Genomic DNA, 17218 nt, shown 5'->3' on the forward strand with positions numbered 1-17218 from the left:
GCCGTTCCAACAGATCGCGGAAGACTGTCGAAGGCGGGGTGGGTCCGGTTGCGGGGGCGTGAGCCGCATGGGCCCGAGGCATGCCTCGGGCGGGTTGGGCAGGACGCCCAACCCCGGTCTTGCCGTGTGCGCAGGACAGCGCACACGAGCAAGCGGCGACCGAGCCTGCATGGACGTATTTACGGCGTCCCCCGCAACCGGACCCACCCCGCCTACCCACAGGAAACCGCTTTTGCTTTTGCTGTTGCTTCGGCTCTTGCCGTGGACGCGGTCTCTGCAGGTGCAGGGCGCAGCCCTGCCGAACACCCCCGCGACGGGGTGTCGCAAACGCCTGCGACGGTTCGTCGCACGGGCAACCCGGGACCCGGCTCTACACTAGCAGGGTGACCCGCCTGTCCCGCCCGCAGCGCCTCCTGCTGCAGCTCGCCGTCCTGGCGACGCTGCTGATGGTGCTTGCGCCACTGGTCAGCCGCGCGCTGCAGGCGCCGCCGATAGACCACGCGGCGATGGCAGGCATGGACCACGCGCACATGCACCACGACGCTGCCGCATTGGGTCCGAGCCCTTTGCACGGGCAACGGAGTCCGACCCCACCGGCCGACCCCCACGCCATGCATGGCGAAGCCTGCGAATACTGCGTGCTGGCCATGCGCCTGCTGCCGTGGCTGGCGGTATTGGTGCTGCTGTTGCCGCTGCTGTGGCGGCCGCGGCTGGTATTCCCGTGGTCACAGCAGGTACTGCCGGCACTGCGCTGGCCGGCACACGCCGCGCGTGGGCCACCGCGGTCCTCCATCGTCCGCTGATTTTCCTATCGAATCTGCCGCACGACGCCTGAGCGGGCGCCGTGTGCGCGTGCGTACCTTGGAGCTGTTCCGATGAAAATGACTTCCCGCCCCGCGGGTGCCTGCGTGCGCCTGCCGGTTGCCCTTGGCCTGGCCGTGGCTGCAACGCTGGTCCACGCCGCGCCTGCCGAAGAGGCGCGCACTCTCGACACGCTGGTGGTCACCGCCGCCGCGCCTTCGTCGCCACTGCACTGGGTGACCGATCCACGCCTGCCGCGGCAGCCGGTTCCGGCCAGTGACGGCGCCGATTACCTGAAGACCGTTCCTGGCTTCTCCGCCATCCGCAACGGCGGCACCAACGGTGACCCGGTGCTGCGCGGCATGTTGGGTTCGCGCCTGAACATCCTCAGCAATGACGGCAACCTGATCGGTGCCTGTCCCTCGCGCATGGACAACCCGCTGTCCTATATCGCACCGGAGAGCTTCGACCGCCTGACCATCATCAAGGGCCCGCAGAGCGTGCGCTGGGGGGCAGGTGCCTCGGCCGGCACCGTGCGCTTCGAACGCGATACACCGCGCTTCGAGGAACCGGGCCTGCGTGCCGATGCCAGCGCGCTGGTCGGTTCGCGCAACCGCAACGACCAGGTGCTGGACCTGACCCTGGGCAACCCGGCCGGCTATGTGCGCGCCAGCGGCAACCGTTCCGAAGCCGATGACTACAAGGACGGCAACGGCGATGTGGTGCCATCGAAGTGGCGCAAGTGGAACGGTGACGTGGCGATCGGCTGGACGCCGGATGCCGACACGCTGCTGGAAATTTCTGCCGGTGCCGGCGATGCGATCGCACGCTACGCGGGGCGCGGCATGGACGGTGCCGCGTTCGAACGCACCAGCTACGCCGCGCGCTTCGAGAAGCGCAATCTGCCGGGTGCGTGGGACACGCTGCAGGCCAACGTGTACTACAACGAGGCCGACCACGTGATGGACAACTACACGCTGCGCACGCCGAATCCCAACAGCATGATGCCGATGCCGATGGCGTCGAACTTGGACCGCCGCACCCAGGGCGGCCGGGTCAGTTCCGAGTGGCGCTGGCAGGACGTGCAACTGGTGGCGGGCATGGATGGCGAGGACAGCCGCCATCGTGGCCGCATGGGCATGGGCCGCGACACCTACCGCCAGGCCGTCTGGGAGACCGATGCCAACTTCCGCCGCTATGGCGTGTTCACCGAGTTGACCCTCGGCGCCGGCACCGACCAGCGCTGGATCAGCGGGCTGCGCATCGATCGCGCCAGCGTGCGTGATGAGCGGCAGTCCATCCGTGGAATGATGGGCAGCCGGCCCAACCCAACGGCCGGCGAGAAGCGCAAGGCGTGGCTCGGCAGTGGCTTCCTGCGCTATGAGCAGGACCTGGCCGACGGCCTGACCTGGTATGCAGGCCTCGGCCACAGCGAGCGCATGCCCGACTACTGGGAGCTGTTCTCGCCCAACCACGGCCCGGCCGGCGCAGTGAACGCGTTTGCCGGCATCCAGCCCGAGCGCACCACCCAGCTCGACATGGGCCTGCAGTACAAGGGACCGCGCGTGCAGGCCTGGGTTTCGGCCTATGCCGGGCAGATCCAGGACTACATCCTGTTCACCTACCACGGCAGCGGCATGATGGGCATGAGCCAGGCCAGCAACGTCGAGGCGCGCATTGCCGGTGCCGAGGCCGGGTTGGAAGCGAGCCTGACCGAGCAGTGGAGGCTGGGCGGCACGCTGGCCTATGCCTGGGGAGAGAACCGCGACCAGCAGCGTCCGCTGCCGCAGATGCCGCCGCTGGAAGCGCGCCTGAGTGCGAACTGGGAGGGCCAGCGCTGGAGTGTCGGCGCATTGCTGCGCGCGGTGACCCATCAGCATCGTGTCGCAGATGGACAGGGCAACGTGGTCGCGCAGGACCTCGGGCCGAGCGCCGGGTTTGCCACCTTCGCGCTCAATGCCGCGTACCGTTTCAGTTCGCAGCTGCAGCTCAGCGCCGGCGTCGACAACCTGTTCGACCGCGCCTACAGCGAGCACCTGAACCTGGCCGGCAGCGCCGACTTCGGCTTCCCGGCCGACCCGGTGCGCTTCAACGAGCCGGGGCGCAGCGCGTGGATGAAGTTGAACTACCGGTATTGATCCGCCGGGCATAAAAAAACGGGGCCGGATCCCCGCCAGGATCCGTCCCCGCCCGACGCCCTCGGTCGGGCAGGTTCGACTCTACGATGACGGCCGCGGTGGTGCACCACTGGATACACCCCGACACACGCCGACACCGCCCATGGCAGCCTTGCACGGAACGGGTTCAAGGCGCTATCGCAGCCTTGGTTCCACGCCGGTAAACGCTTGGCACATACCGCTTTTATGGGCACTTGCCTACACTCGGCGGCCGTGGATCAATCAGGACCGTTCATGTTGGCTCGTATCGCTTCGACCCTGGCCCTCGGCCTCAGCCTGGCCGTGCTGGCCGGGTGCGCAGGCAAACAGGAGGCCGCCGCACGTCGGCAGGGCGAAGCGGTGCCGGTCACTGCGCAGGTCGTGCAGCCCACGCAGTGGAACGACACCCTGCAGGCACTGGGCACGGCCAAGGCGCGCGAGTCGATCAGCGTCACTGCCAAAGTCAGCGAGATCGTCGAGAAAGTGCACTTCGAGAGCGGCCAGCACATTGCTGCCGGTGCGCCGATCGTGACGCTGCGCGGGCAGGCCCAGGAAGCCGCATTGGTGCAGGCGCAGGCCACTTTCCATGAAGCCGATCAGCTGTACAAGCGCCAGCGCGAACTGGCCGCCCAGCGGCTGGTGTCCAGCGCCACGCTGGATACGCAGAAGTCGATCCGCGACGCCGCCGAGGCGCGCGTGATGCAGATGCAGGCAGACATTGGCGACCGCCGCGTGCGTGCGCCCTTTGCCGGTGTGCTTGGCATCCGCCAGGTCAGTCCGGGATCGCTGCTGACCCCGACCACGGTCATCGCCACGCTCGACGACATCGAGCACATGCATGTCGATTTCCAGGTGCCGGAAGTGGAGCTGGCTGCGCTGGGCGTTGGTGACAAGGTCAGTGCCACCAGCGTGGCCTGGCCGGGTCGCACCTTCGAGGGCGTGGTCAGCACCATCGATGCGCGCATCGATCCGGCCACCCGTGCGGTGACCGTGCGCGCCGATTTCGCCAATGGCGACCACGCATTGCGCCCGGGCATGCTGCTGGACGTGCGCCTGTTCCGCCCCGAGCGCCCGGCGCTGGTGGTCCCGGAAATCGCCGTGGTACAGGTCGGCCGCGATACCTTCGTGTACCGCATCAAGGCCGACGACAGCGTCGAGCGGGTGGACGTGGTCACCGGCGCGCGCCGTGCCGGCGTGGTCGAGATCCGGCAGGGCCTGGAAGCAGGCCAGCGCATCGTGGTCGATGGCACCGGCAAGCTGCGCCCGGGCCTGAAGGTCGCTGCGAAGGACGCCGCACCGGCCTCCGGCGCCAAACCGGCTGACGCGCCGGCGCCGGTCGCGGCCGAGGGCCACGGCGGATGAAGCTGTCCGACATCTCCATCCAGCGGCCGGTGTTCGCCGTGGTGATGAGCCTGTTGCTGCTGGTGCTGGGCGTGATGTCCTTCACCCGCCTGACCCTGCGCGAACTGCCCGCCATCGACCCTCCGATCGTTTCGGTGTCGGTGGACTACACCGGCGCGTCGGCGGCGGTCATCGAAAGCCGCATCACCCAGGTGCTGGAAGATGCGCTGGCTGGCATCGAAGGCATCGATACGATCAACGCGCGCAGCACCAACGGCCGCTCGCAGGTCAGCATCGAGTTCACCTCCAACCGTGATATCGAAGCGGCGGCCAACGACGTGCGCGATGCGGTCAGCCGCGTCGCCGACCGCATGCCGGAAGAGGCGCGGCCACCAGAGATTGCCAAGGTCGAGAGCGATGCCGACCCGATCATCTGGTTCAACATGGTGTCCTCGACCATGGACACGCTGGAGCTGAGCGACTACGCCGACCGCTACGTGGTCGATCGTTTCTCCAGCCTCGATGGCGTGGCCCAGGTCCGCATCGGCGGCCGCCAGCGCTATGCGATGCGGATCTGGCTGGACCGTGACCAGCTGGCCGCGCGCGGGCTGACCACCGGCGACGTGGAAACCGCACTGCGCAACGAGAACGTGGAGCTGCCGGCCGGCCGCATCGAGTCGACCGACCGCGATTTCACCCTGCGCGTGGAACGCAACTACATCAAGCCCGAGGATTTCGCGACCATCCCGCTGGGCAAGGGCCGCGATGGCTACGTGGTGCGCATGGGCGACGTGGCGAAGATCGAGCTGGCCTCGGCCGAACGCCGCGCGTACTACCGCAGCAACGGCGAGCCCGGCATCGGCCTGGGCATCGTCAAGACCTCCACCGCCAACTCGCTGGACGTGGCACGCACTGCGCGCGCTGAGGCCGAGCGGGTGGCGCTGACCCTGCCCAAGGGCACGCAGATCTTCGTCGCCTTCGACAACACCACCTTCATCGAAGCTGCAGTGGACCGCGTCTACGCCACCCTGGTGGAAGCGATGATCCTGGTGCTGGCGGTGATCTGGCTCTTCCTCGGCAGCTTCCGCGCCGCGTTGATTCCGGCGGTGACGGTGCCGGTCTGCCTGGTGGCGGCGTTCATCGCGCTGTATGCGTTCGACTTCTCGATCAACCTGCTGACCCTGCTGGCGCTGGTGCTGTGCATCGGCCTGGTGGTGGACGATGCGATCGTGGTGGTGGAAAACGTGCAGCGCCGCATCGACCTGGGCGAACCACCGCTGGTGGCCTCCAAGCGCGGCACCGCGCAGGTCGCCTTCGCGGTGATCGCCACCACTGCCGTGCTGGTGGCGGTGTTCCTGCCGGTCGGCTTCCTGGAGGGCAACACCGGGCGACTGTTCCGCGAACTGGCCGTGGCGCTGGCCGCTGCCGTGGCGTTGTCCGCGTTCGTTGCGCTCACGCTGACGCCGATGATGGCTTCCAAGCTGCTCAAGCCGCATACCGGGCAGGCCCCGCGGGGCCTGCACGGCTTCATCAACCGCAACCTGGAACGCCTTGCGGGTGCCTATGGGCGAGTGCTCGATCATCACGTCGACCGCACCTGGATCTACCTGCTGGTGATGGTGGCTGCGCTGGCCGCCAGCTGGGGCCTGCTCAAGCTGCTGCCGTCGGAACTGGCGCCAGCCGAAGACCGTGGTTCGTTCCAGATCATGATCGACGGCCCGGAAGGCGCCGGCTACGACTACACCGTGCAGCAGGTGCAGCAGGTGGAAGCGCTGCTGGCACCGCATGTCGGCCCGGACAAGCCGATCGTGCGTGCCAACCCCCGCGTGCCGGGCGGCTGGGGCGCCAGCGAGGAAATGCATACCGGCCGCGTCAGCATCTTCCTGCAGCCGTGGCGCCAGCGCAGCGAGGGTACGCCCGAAGTCGCCAACGAACTGCAGAAGGAACTGGATACCATCCGCGGCGTGCGCGTACGCACGCAGGTGGGTGGTGGCCTGGTGCGCAGCGGCGGCCAACCGTTCCAGATCGTGCTGGGCGGTCCGGAATATGCCGAGATCGCGCAGTGGCGCGACCGCATCCTGCTGCGCATGGCCGACAATCCCGGCCTGGTCGGCCCCGATTCCGATTACAAGGAAACCCGGCCGCAGATGCGGGTGAACATTGACCGCCAGCGTGCGGCCGATCTCGGCGTGCCGGTCACCGCGATCGGTTCGGCGCTGGAAACCATGATGGGCTCGCGTCGCGTCACCACCTTCGTCGACAACGGCGAGGAGTACGACGTGCTGGTGCAGGCCGGTCGCGATGGTCGCGCCAGCCCGGCCGACCTGGCCGCGATCCGCGTCCGCGCCAACTCCGGCGAGCTGGTGCCGCTGTCCAACCTGGTCACGTTGAGTGAAGTGGCCGAGGCCGGCACCCTGAACCGCTTCAACCGACTGCGCTCGATCACCATCAGTGCCGGCCTGGCGCCGGGCTATCCGCTGGGCGAGGCCATCGCCTGGGCACAGAACGTAGCCCAGGAAGAGCTGCCGCAGTACGCGCAGGTGAACTGGAAGGGCGAATCGCGCGAGTACCAGAGCGCCGGCGGCGCGGTGCTGCTGACCTTCGCGATGGCGCTGCTGGTGGTGTACCTGGTGCTGGCCGCGCAGTTCGAGAGCTTCATCCATCCGCTCACCATCATGCTGACCGTGCCGCTGGGCGTGCTCGGCGCGCTGGTCGGGTTGTGGGTGAGTGGCGGCACGGTGAACCTGTTCAGCCAGATCGGCATCGTGATGCTGGTCGGCCTTGCCGCGAAGAACGGCATCCTCATCGTCGAATTCGCCAACCAGCTGCGCGACGATGGGCGCAGCGTGCGCGAGGCGATCATCGAGTCGGCGATGGTGCGCCTGCGCCCGATCCTGATGACCTCGATCGCCACCGTGGTCGGCGCGATCCCGCTGGTGGTCGCCGGGGGGCCTGGTTCGGCCAGCCGTGGCACGATCGGCATCGTGATCATTTTCGGCGTGACTCTTTCGACGTTCCTGTCGCTGTTCGTGGTGCCGGCGTTCTACGCGCGGCTGGCGCCGTACACCCGTTCGCCGGAAGCGGTGAAGCGCGAGCTGGAGAAGCAGGAAGCGGAATCGCCGTCGGTGGGTGGGCATGCCTGACCCGCGCGCCGACGGGGGCGGCCCAGGGGGCGGATCCCTTTCCGGAACGGAAAGGGCTCTGCCCCCGCCACTACAGGGTGACGGTTTCCGGCTGCGCCCCTGGCGCCCGAACGACCTGGACTCCCTGCTGCGCCACGCCAACGACGCCGAGGTATCGCGCGGTCTGCGCGACCGCTTCCCTTACCCGTACACGCGCGGGGATGGCGAGGCCTTCCTCGCCGGCCGCGTGCTGGCTCCCGACACCCTGAACCTGGCCATCGAGATCGACGGCCAGGCCTGCGGCAGCGTCGGTGCCCAACAGGGCGTGGCCGAGCGTGGGCATACCGCCGAACTGGGTTACTGGCTGGGCCGGGCCTATTGGGGGCAGGGCCTGATGACCCGCGTGGTCGGCCTGTTCGCCCCGTGGGTGATGGATGAGCTGCGCCTGTTCAGGTTGCAGGCCACCGTGGTCGACTTCAACCTCGGCTCGGCCCGGGTGCTGGAGAAGAACGGCTTCCAGGAAGAGGGCGTGGAACGTTGCGCGGTCTACAAGCGCGGCGTGTTGCACGACCTGCGCCGTTTTGCCCGGGTACGCACGCAGCTGCCCTGAACACGCGGGCTGGCCGCTGTAGAGCCGAGCCCATGCTCGGCTGCCCTCGGGAGCCCAAGCCGAGCATGGGCTCGGCTCTGCAAAACAGCGCTACCGCAGCGGCCTGCGATCAGGGAGAATCGACCGGTCCCCTCCAGCCGACGGGACGTCCTTACAACCCGCCGACTGGAGAGAGCGCGCGTGGAAGCAACCGTACACTTCATCAACAGCATCATCTGGAGCAAGGCACTGATCTTCGTGTGCCTGGGCGCCGGCCTGTTCTTCAGCCTGCGCACCCGCTTCATGCAGATCCGTGGCTTCTTGGAGATGTGCCGCCTCACCGTCAGGGGTGAGAAATCCGACGCCGGCGTGTCCTCGTTCCAGGCGCTGGCCATGTCGATGGCCGGCCGCATGGGCATCGGCAACATCGCTGGCGTGGCCACCGCCATCGCCTTCGGCGGTCCCGGTGCGATCTTCTGGATGTGGGTGATGGGCTTCCTTGGCGCATCCACCTCGTACGTCGAATGCACCCTGGCGCAGATCTACAAGACCAAGGACGCCGAAGGCCGCTACCGCGGTGGCCCGGCGTACTACATCGAAAAGGCCATGGGCCTGAAGTGGTATGCGCTGGCCTTCGCCATCGCCACGATCATCGCCGCAGGCTTCCTGATGCCGGGCGTGCAGGCCAACGCCATCGCCGACAGCATCATCAACGCCTGCCGTGGCACCGCGCTGTGCGGTCCGCTCGATGGCCAGGCCTTCGGCATGGAATCGGTGCAGGCGCTGAAGCTGGGGATCGGCATCGTGGTGGCGCTGCTGCTGGGCGTGGTGATCTTCGGTGGCGTCAAGCGCATCGCCAACTTCGCCGAAGTGGTGGTGCCGTTCATGGCCGCCGGTTTCATCCTGATGGCCATCATCATCATGATCATCAACTACGACCGCGTGCCGGAAATGTTCGGCATCATCTTCAAGAGTGCCTTCGGCACGCATGCCGCATTCGGCGCCATGATGGGCCTGGCGGTGGAGTGGGGCATCAAGCGCGGCATCTACGCCAACGAAGCCGGCCAGGGCTCTGGCCCGCACGCGGCGGCTGCCTCGGAAGTCTCGCACCCGGCCAAGCAGGGCTACGTGCAGGCCTTCGCGATCTACTTCGACACCATGATGGTGTGCACCGCCACCGCGTTCCTGATCCTGGCCAGCGGCACCTACAACGTGTACTCGCCGGTGGAGGGTGCCGCGCCGATCTTCCAGGGCCTGGCCGGTATTCCCGAAGGCGCCGGTTACGCCCAGGCCGGCGTGGAAGCGGTGCTGCCGGGCTGGGGTTCGGCGTTCGTATCGGTGGCCATCTTCTTCTTCGCCTTCACCACCATCATGGCGTACTACTACATGGCCGAGACCAACCTCAGCTATGTGAACCACAACAGGAAGCGGCCGCTGACCGTCCTGCTGCTGCGCCTGGGCATCATCGGCATGGTGGTGTTCGGCGCGTTCCACAATGCCACCCTGGCCTGGGCGCTGGGCGACATCGGCGTCGGCCTGATGGCCTGGCTGAACATCATCGCCATCCTCATCATCCAGAAGCCGGCGATGCTGGCCCTGCGTGACTACGAACGACAGAAGAAGCTGGGCCTGGATCCGGTGTTCGACCCTGATGCCCTGGGCATCAAGAACGCCGATTTCTGGCGCCAGCGCAAGCAGGAGAGTGTGTAAGTGAACAACCCTTGGAACAACCGCCGCCCGTCCGCCCGTCCGCCGCGCGCAACGCCGTTGCCGCGCCCGGAAGTGCCGGCAACGGGCGGTGGTGGGCGCGGTGGCAGCGACGAGCTGCGTCTGTACGGCCTGAATGCCGTGCTGGCTGCGTTCGAAGCGCGGCCGCAGGCGCTGCGCAAGCTGTACCTGCTGGAAGCACGCATCCCGCGCCTGCAGCCGCTGTTGAAGTGGTGCGTGGCCAACCGCGTGGGCTACCGCGTGGTTGAAGACGGCGATCTGAACAAGCTGGCCGGCACCACCCACCACGAAGGTGTGGTGGCCGACGTGCTGCGCGCCCCTTCACTGCCGCTGGCGCAGTGGCTGCAGCAGGTCGGTGACGGCCCGGCGCTGGCGCTGTGGCTGGATGGTGTGGGCAACCCGCACAACCTCGGCGCGATCCTGCGCTCGGCCGCGCACTTCGGTGCCAAGGCGCTGCTGTTGCCGGCCGGCAGCACGCTGGCCCTGTCCGGTGCCGCCGCGCGCGTGGCCGAAGGCGGTGCCGAAGCGGTGCCGCTGGTGCAGCTGCCGGAGACCGCTCAGGCAATGGCGCAACTGCGCGCAGCCGGTTTCGGCCTGGCCGCGACCCTGGTCGAGGGCGGGGATGACGTGTTCCGCGCGTCCCTGCCGGAGCGGCTGGTGTACGTGATGGGCGCCGAAGGCGAGGGCATGGACCGCAGCCTGGCGGGGGCGTGCGACCTGCAGGTCTCGATTCCCGGCAGCGGCGCCGTGGAGAGCCTGAATGTGGCCTCGGCCACGGCCGTGCTGCTGGCGCAATGGGCGAGCCGTCGCGGCTGATCCGGTATCCCGGGTCGGATCCCTCGCCGCAGGCGAGGGCTCTGACCCCTTCCAGGGGTGGTAAACGCGTCAAGCGCGCATGACGTTTTGAAAGTTTCCTTATTGGTCAGCCGCTTCCGGCAACGCAGGGTGGAACTCCATCCCACGTTGTCCAGAAGAGGCTGCCATGCATCACCCACGCCGTATCCTCATCGCATTGCTGGTACTGACCAGTGTCCTTGCCAGCGGCCGTGCCGCAGCCGGCGAACGCAGCCTGGACGGCGTCAACTTCACCGGGCCGCTGATCACCCCCAATCCGGCCGGCCTGCCGCAGGGCAACTGGTACATCGAACCCTATCTGGTGAGGGTCGACAGTCGCGATCACTATGACGATGGCGGCCATCGCCGCCGCAGTGGGCAGCGTAGCGGTGCATGGGCCACGGTGGTGCCGATCATCTACGGCTTCAGCGACCGGGTGATGGGCCAGGTCAATCTCAGTGCATCGCGCGCCGAACAGGGCAGCGCACGCAGCAGCGGTTTCCGCGCTGGCGATACCACCGCGCGCCTGCAGTACCTGCTGCAGGCGCCCAACGCCGATGGCACGCGCCCGGCCATCTCGGTCGCGCTGGTGCAGCGCTTCAGCACCGGCAGCCATGACCGCATCACCGGCAATCCACTCGATGCGCAGGGCGACGGCGTGCAGCGCACCACCGCCGCGCTGGGCATGCAGCAGGTGGTGTGGCTGGGCAACGAGCGTCCGCTGCGCTGGCGTGCCCAGCTCAGCGCCGGGCCGGCGCCGTCGCGCACGGCGATTTCCGGGGCCAGCGTCTACGGCACCGATGACAGCTTCCAGGGCCACATCTCCCGCGGCTCGGTGCTGGGCCTGTCGGTGGGTGCCGAGTACAGCTTCAACTCGCGCTGGGTAGGTGTGATGGAAGTAGCCGCCAGCCGTGAGACCGGACAGCGCCTGAGTGGATTCGCGCGCAACGCAAGCGGTGCCTTCGAGCGTATCGACGAACATCGCCCGGCCAGCCGCAGCGTCACCCTGGCGCCGGCCGTGGAGTACCACTTCAGCCCGACGCTGGGCCTGATCGCCGGCGTGGAGTTCAGCGTGGCGGGCCGCAACACCAGTCGAATCGTCAGCCCCCAGGTTGCCCTGGGCATGTTCTTCTGAGGGGCCGCCGATGAACATCGAATCCATCGTCAACACGATCCTCGGCGTCGTCTGGAGCCCCTACCTGGTGGTGCTGTGCCTGCTCGCCGGCCTGTACTTCAGCGTGCGCACACGCTTCATCCAGTTGCGTGCATTGCCGGACATGCTGCGCCTGATGTTCCGCCATGAGCGCTCCGATGCCGGCGTCTCACCGTTCCAGGCGTTGTCCATTTCGCTGTCCAGCCGCGTGGGCGTCGGCAACATCGCCGGCGTCGCCATGGCCATCGCCTTCGGCGGCCCCGGCGCGATCTTCTGGATGTGGATCGTCGCCTTCCTCGGCGCGTCCAGTGCTTTCATCGAATCCACGCTCGCGCAGATCTACAAGGATCGAGACGGCAAAGGGCAGTACCGGGGCGGCCCGGCGTACTACATCGAGAAAGGCCTCGGCCAACGCTGGTATGCAGTGCTGTTCGCACTGGTGACGGTGCTGGCGGGCGCGATGCTGGCCGGCACCCAGTCCAATGCGATCACCAGTGCGGTGAACGAAGCCTGGGACGTACCGGTGATGACCACCACCGCGGTTCTGCTGGTGGTGCTGGGCGCCATCCTCATCGGCGGTGTGCGGCGCATTGCGCGCGTGGCCGAATGGGTGGTGCCGCTGATGGCCGTGGCCTACCTGCTGGTCACGGCGCTGGTGATGGTGCTGAACGCGGAGAAGGTGCCGGAGGTGATCATGCTGGTGCTGCGCAGTGCATTCGGCGTGGATGCAGCGTTCGGCGCGATGATCGGTACTGCCATACAGTGGGGCGTGCGCCGCGGCGTGCTGTCCAACGAGGCCGGTATGGGCAGTGGCGCGCATCCGGCCGCTGCCGCGGAAGTCTCGCATCCGGTCAAGCAGGGCCTGGTGCAGTCGTTCTCGGTCTACATCGACACGATGGTGGTGTGCAGTGCCACGGCCTTCCTGATCCTCTCCACGGGCCTGTACAACGTCTACGACCCGGCAGTGAACGGTATTCCGGATGAGACGCGCCTGCTGCTGGGCAATCTGCCGGGCGTCGAGGCCGGGCCACGCTTCGTGCAGCATGCGGTGGAATCGGCATTGCCGGGCTTCGGCCGTTCATTCGTGGCGCTGGCGATCCTGCCGTTCGCGTTCACCACACTGCTGGCGTTGTACTACATGGCCGAGACCAATGTCAGCTATCTGTGCTGTAACCGTCCGGCACCCTGGGTGATCGGCGGCTTCCAGCTGCTGTTCCTGGCGGCAACAGGCTACTCGGCGGTGAACAGTGCAACGGTGGCCTGGTCGCTGGGTGACATCGGCGTCGGCCTGATGAGCTGGTTGAACATCATCGCCATCCTGCTGCTGCAGAAACCGGCCTTGGCGGCGCTGCGGGACTACGAGCAGCATCGCCATGCCGGCAAGGATCCACTGTTCAACCCGAAACTGCTGGGCGTGCGCAACGCCAGCGTGTGGGAAAGCTGACTGGATCGAGGGCGGATCCCTCGCCATGGCGAGGGGTCTGACCCACGCCATCACCCGATGGGTGCGAACCTCGGTTCGCACCGCTCGTCCCGCTGTGCTCGCCGGGCATGGTCCGGCGCAAGCGCATCATTCGTTCGGCGGTGTGGTCGCCTTGGCCTCGCTACCGAAGCTGCCATCCGCTTCCGCCGCCAGGTAGGCGAACACGGTGTACGCGGCCACGTTCTGCGCCAGTGCCTTCGGGTCGATCTTGTCCAGCGTGTCGTCGGCGGTGTGGTGCAGGTGGAAGTAGTCCGAGCCATCCTGCGCCAGCCACGCCCACGCACCGCCCTTGGCGGCCAGTGGGCCGACGTCCGGGCCCGGGCCACCCTTGTCCGCCTGGTACTCGATGCCCAGCGGCTTCATCACTTCGGCAATCTGCTTCGTCGCTTCACGCGAGCCTGCCGGATTCGGCGAACCCGTATTGAAGGCGTAGATGCGGCCCGCGCCGAAGTCGCTCTCGGCGGCCAGCTGGTGCAGGGCCACGTCCTTCGCGTGCGCTTCGGCGTAGGCCTTGCCGCCGTACAGGCCCTGTTCCTCGTTGGCGAAGGCGATCACGCGGATGGTGCGCTTCGGTGCCTGCTTGAGCTGGCCGATCAGGTGGCCTGCGGCCATGGTGATGCCCACGCCCGCGCCGTCATCCACCGCGCCGGTGCCCAGGTCCCACGAATCCAGGTGACCACCGATCACCACCACTTCCTTCGGCAGGCTGCGGCCGGTGATCTCGCCGATCACGTTGTAGGAGGTGGCGGTGCCATCCCAACCGCAATCCAGTGCCATCTTCACCGTGGTGCTGCCACGCGCCAGCAGGCGGGCCAGCTGGTCGGCATCGGGCACCGACAGCGCGGCCGACGGCACTGGGGTCAGGCCGTCATCGAAACGGGTGATACCCGTGTGCGGCACGCGGTGCGAGTCGGTACCGGCCGAGCGCATCAGGAAACCGACCGCGCCCTTGCGGATCGCTTCGGACGGCCCCTTGCTGCGGATCGCACCGCCGCGGCCGTAATCGCGGCCATCGCGGAAGGGCAGCATCTGGTAATCGACGAAGGCGATCTTGCCCTTCAGCGAGCCCGCCGGTGCGGCCTGCAGCGCGGCCAGGTCGGCGAAGCGCACCACCTCGGCTTCCACGGTGCCGCCTGGGCTGCCGCCCAGTGCAGTGATCTGCAGCGGCTGCGGGTTCCTGCCGGTCACGGCGGCGTGTTCACTGCGCCGCTCCCACTTCGGGAATGTCACCGGCTCCTTCCACACCTTGTCGAAACCGAGGGCCTTGAACTTGGCTTCGGCCCAGGCCACGGCGCGGGCGTCGGCTTCGCTGCCGGCGATGCGCGGACCGATCTCGGTGGTGAGCGACTCGACAACCTTCCAGCCGGTGTCATCGGCCAGCGCCTGGTCGCGCAGCTGTGCGGCGGTGGCCAGCGACGCCGGGGGCAGGGTAGTGGTGTGCGGCGCCGCGAAGGCCGGGGCGGCCAGCAGGGCGAGGGAGGATGCGATGGCAAGGACGCGGCGACGCATGGACAACTCCGGGAAGGGACCTAAGCCTTGGAGCTTAACAGTCGTTCAGCCCGGCGCATGGGCGGGAGGTCATGGCTGGCGCGAACGCTGTTTTCCGCCATGACCGGCAAAGCGAAAGCCCCGCCGGGGCGGGGCTTTCGCCTGCTTCTGCAGAGCCGAGCCAATGCTCGGCTGCCTTTTGCAGATCAGCCGAGCGTGGGCTCGGCTCTACAGATGGGAGGGGCGCCCATAGGCGCCCGATACCTCATTTCTTCAGGCTGTCGCGGATCTCGCGCAGCAGCACCACTTCTTCGGCCGGCGCCGCCGGGGCAGCTTCCTTCTTGCGAGACAGCCGGTTGATCGCCTTGACCACGATGAAGATCGCGAAAGCCACGATCACGAACTGGATGACGGTGTTGATGAAGTCGCCGTAGCCAACCACCACCGCCGGGATCTCCTTGCCATCCGGTCCGATCCGGGCTGGCGACAACGTCCAGGCCAGGCTGGAGAAATCCACGCGCCCGATCAGGTAGCCCAGCGGCGGCATGATGATCTTCTCGACCAGCGCCGTCACGATCTTGCCGAAGGCCGCGCCGATCACCACGCCGACGGCGAGGTCGATGACGTTGCCGCGCATGGCGAATTCCTTGAACTCGGTGAGCATTCCCATTGTTGTTTTTCTCCGGTGGGGAAGTGGACAGCGCGCAGGGTAGCGCAGGTGATGTCAGCCGGCGATCACGCCGTGGCGCTCGGCCACGTTTTCAAGGCGGGCACTGAAGCGGTCGCCGGGCTTCAACGCAGCCACCCCGGACGGGGTGCCCATGAACACCAGGTCGCCGGCACGCAGCTGCCACAGCTTGGACAGCTCATGCAGGATCTCCGGTACGTTCCAGATCATCTGGTCGAGCAGTGCCTGCTGGCGCACTTCGCCGTTGACCTCCAGCGACAGGTTCAGCGCGGCGAGGTCGCCGACTTCCTCGGCGTGGACGATTTCGCTGATCGGCGCGGAGGCGTCGAAGCCCTTGGCCGCGTCCCACGGGTGGCCCTTGTCCTTGGCCGCGGCCTGCAGGTCGCGGCGGGTCAGGTCCAGGCCGACGGCGTAGCCATAGACCAGCGCATCGGCGTCGGCCACGGCCAGCTCGCCTGCGGGCGCATCGCGGCCGATCGCCACCACCAGTTCCACTTCGTGGTGCAGGTTGGCGGTTGCTGGCGGATAGGGGATGGCATCGTCGTGGCCGACCACGATGGCGTCGGCCGGCTTGCTGAAGAACATCGGGCGGCCGCGGTCATCGGCCGCCGGCACCGCCGCGCCCATTTCGCGGGCGTGGTCGGCGAAATTGCGGCCAACGCAGTAGATGCGGTGCACGGGGAAGCTGCCGCCACCGGCTACCGGTACACGCGGCAGGGCTACGGCAGGGATCACATCGGAGACATCGGACATGCGGGCATCCAGGAAGGGCGTGCCCGCAGTCTAGAACGCATGGCGCCCGCCGTCAGCGGGCGCGGAAGGCCTGGATCAGCGCGAGGCCGGCAACACCGGCTTGCGCACCACGCGGTACTCGCCTTCAACCACGGTCGGGTCAACCGGACGCGCAACGCCCGGCTTGCGCGAGGCCAGCAGCTTCCACGCCAGGCCGACCAGGATCATCGCCGCGCCAACGAACACACCGATGAACACCATCGCCGCCAGGATCGCCAGGCCGAGCAGGCCAACGGCAACGCGCACCAGCGGGTGACGCGGCTTGCGCGGCGCGAACAGGGTGCGGAACTGGTTGAAGGCGGATGCGCGATTGAACATGGCGGCTCGATAGGCTGGGATCAGCGAAACCAAAGTATCGGGACGCGCCACTTTCATTGAGTGAAAAACTCGTTAAATATAGCCTGTGCTTATTACGGATCAATGACTTGTGTTCATGTCGCAGCCAGTCACCTGAGCAGGCATGCGACAATTCCGGTTTACCGTCCGAGCCTTCGCCATGACTATCGCTGCTGCCCTGATCGCCCTTGATGCCATTGCCGATGGCGCGTTTGCCGAGGTCGAAGCGGTGGTCGATGGCGATGCCGAATCGCTGCTGCTGTACCGCGACGGCGCGCAGGTGCGTGCGTTCCTGAACATCTGCCCGCACGCCGGCCGCCGCCTGGACTGGGCGCCGGGCCAGTTCCTGAAGAGCCGCGAGGGTCATCTGGTGTGTGCCGCGCATGGTGCCTCGTTCGCGCTGGACAGCGGCGACTGCATCGCCGGCCCCTGCAAGGGCGACCGGCTGCGCGCTGTGCCGGTGGACGTGCGCGACGGGCAGGTTTACCTGGCTTGAGGCCAGCTGGGGGTCGGATCCGTTTTCCGCAGGAAAACGGCTCTGACCCCATCAAGCCAGGAGCAGTCGAGCATGGCTCGACGCTACAAAAGGCATCCACGCATGGCGTGGATCTACGGTGTCGACCAAGGTCGACAGCTACCAGAGCGAGATCGGTGCCGACCAACGGTCGGCACCCACCACCAGCCGCGTGAAACTGTCGAAGGCGGGG

The 17218-nt window shown here is 67.5% G+C and carries 14 protein-coding genes; 10 read left to right on the forward strand and 4 right to left on the reverse strand.

The genetic code is table 11. The features are described from left to right. Window positions 1–383: 383 nt before the first annotated feature. From A7X97_RS14470 to A7X97_RS14510, 9 genes are all read left to right on the forward strand, one after another. Window positions 384–803, forward strand: coding sequence for a DUF2946 family protein (locus A7X97_RS14470; protein WP_088496983.1), 420 nt, complete (start codon window positions 384–386; stop codon window positions 801–803). Window positions 804–875: 72 nt separating this feature from the next. Next, entirely contained in the window at window positions 876–2939 is a 2064-nt protein-coding gene (locus A7X97_RS14475) for a TonB-dependent copper receptor (protein WP_111008089.1), read from the forward strand. Window positions 2940–3212: 273 nt separating this feature from the next. Then, window positions 3213–4319: an efflux RND transporter periplasmic adaptor subunit gene (locus tag A7X97_RS14480; RefSeq protein WP_049412714.1), complete on the forward strand. Its 1107-nt coding sequence runs from the start codon at window positions 3213–3215 to the stop codon at window positions 4317–4319. Further along, window positions 4316–7441, forward strand: a complete 3126-nt coding sequence (locus A7X97_RS14485) for an efflux RND transporter permease subunit (protein ID WP_005418827.1) — start codon at window positions 4316–4318, stop codon at window positions 7439–7441. The genes A7X97_RS14480 and A7X97_RS14485 overlap by 4 nt, the downstream gene beginning before the upstream one ends. After that, window positions 7434–8030, forward strand: coding sequence for a GNAT family N-acetyltransferase (locus A7X97_RS14490; RefSeq protein ID WP_088496985.1), 597 nt, complete (start codon window positions 7434–7436; stop codon window positions 8028–8030). Before A7X97_RS14485 ends, A7X97_RS14490 begins: the two co-directional genes overlap by 8 nt. A gap of 180 nt (window positions 8031–8210) precedes the next feature. After that, entirely contained in the window at window positions 8211–9719 is a 1509-nt protein-coding gene (locus A7X97_RS14495) for an alanine/glycine:cation symporter family protein (RefSeq protein ID WP_088496986.1), read from the forward strand. Next, complete coding sequence (locus tag A7X97_RS14500; protein ID WP_088496987.1) at window positions 9720–10553, forward strand: TrmH family RNA methyltransferase; 834 nt, start codon at window positions 9720–9722, stop codon at window positions 10551–10553. A 166-nt stretch (window positions 10554–10719) separates the two neighbouring features. Then, window positions 10720–11706, forward strand: a complete 987-nt coding sequence (locus A7X97_RS14505; RefSeq protein ID WP_088496988.1) for a transporter family protein — start codon at window positions 10720–10722, stop codon at window positions 11704–11706. A gap of 10 nt (window positions 11707–11716) precedes the next feature. Next, a complete protein-coding gene (locus tag A7X97_RS14510) occupies window positions 11717–13168 on the forward strand; it encodes an alanine/glycine:cation symporter family protein (RefSeq protein ID WP_111008090.1) in 1452 nt (483 codons plus the stop codon). A 126-nt stretch (window positions 13169–13294) separates the two neighbouring features. Here the strand turns inward: A7X97_RS14510 and A7X97_RS14515 are convergent, their stop codons facing one another. The 4 genes from A7X97_RS14515 to A7X97_RS14530 all read right to left on the reverse strand — a co-directional run bounded on the left by A7X97_RS14515 (window position 13295) and on the right by A7X97_RS14530 (window position 16493). Beyond that, complete coding sequence (locus A7X97_RS14515; protein ID WP_111008091.1) at window positions 13295–14716, reverse strand: M28 family peptidase; 1422 nt, start codon at window positions 14714–14716, stop codon at window positions 13295–13297. Window positions 14717–14960: 244 nt separating this feature from the next. Then, a complete protein-coding gene (gene mscL / locus A7X97_RS14520; RefSeq protein WP_072167632.1) occupies window positions 14961–15365 on the reverse strand; it encodes a large-conductance mechanosensitive channel protein MscL in 405 nt (134 codons plus the stop codon). Between the two features lie 54 nt (window positions 15366–15419). After that, entirely contained in the window at window positions 15420–16136 is a 717-nt protein-coding gene (locus A7X97_RS14525; RefSeq protein ID WP_019660190.1) for a fumarylacetoacetate hydrolase family protein, read from the reverse strand. A 75-nt stretch (window positions 16137–16211) separates the two neighbouring features. After that, window positions 16212–16493: a hypothetical protein gene (locus tag A7X97_RS14530; RefSeq protein ID WP_005410817.1), complete on the reverse strand. Its 282-nt coding sequence runs from the start codon at window positions 16491–16493 to the stop codon at window positions 16212–16214. 178 nt (window positions 16494–16671) lie between these two features. Here A7X97_RS14530 and A7X97_RS14535 point away from each other — a divergent pair, with 178 nt between their 5' ends. Further along, window positions 16672–17007, forward strand: a complete 336-nt coding sequence (locus A7X97_RS14535) for a Rieske (2Fe-2S) protein (RefSeq protein ID WP_072167633.1) — start codon at window positions 16672–16674, stop codon at window positions 17005–17007. The last annotated feature ends 211 nt before the right edge of the window (window positions 17008–17218 follow it).

The organism is Stenotrophomonas sepilia, assembly GCF_003244875.1.
GTDB lineage: Bacteria > Pseudomonadota > Gammaproteobacteria > Xanthomonadales > Xanthomonadaceae > Stenotrophomonas > Stenotrophomonas sepilia.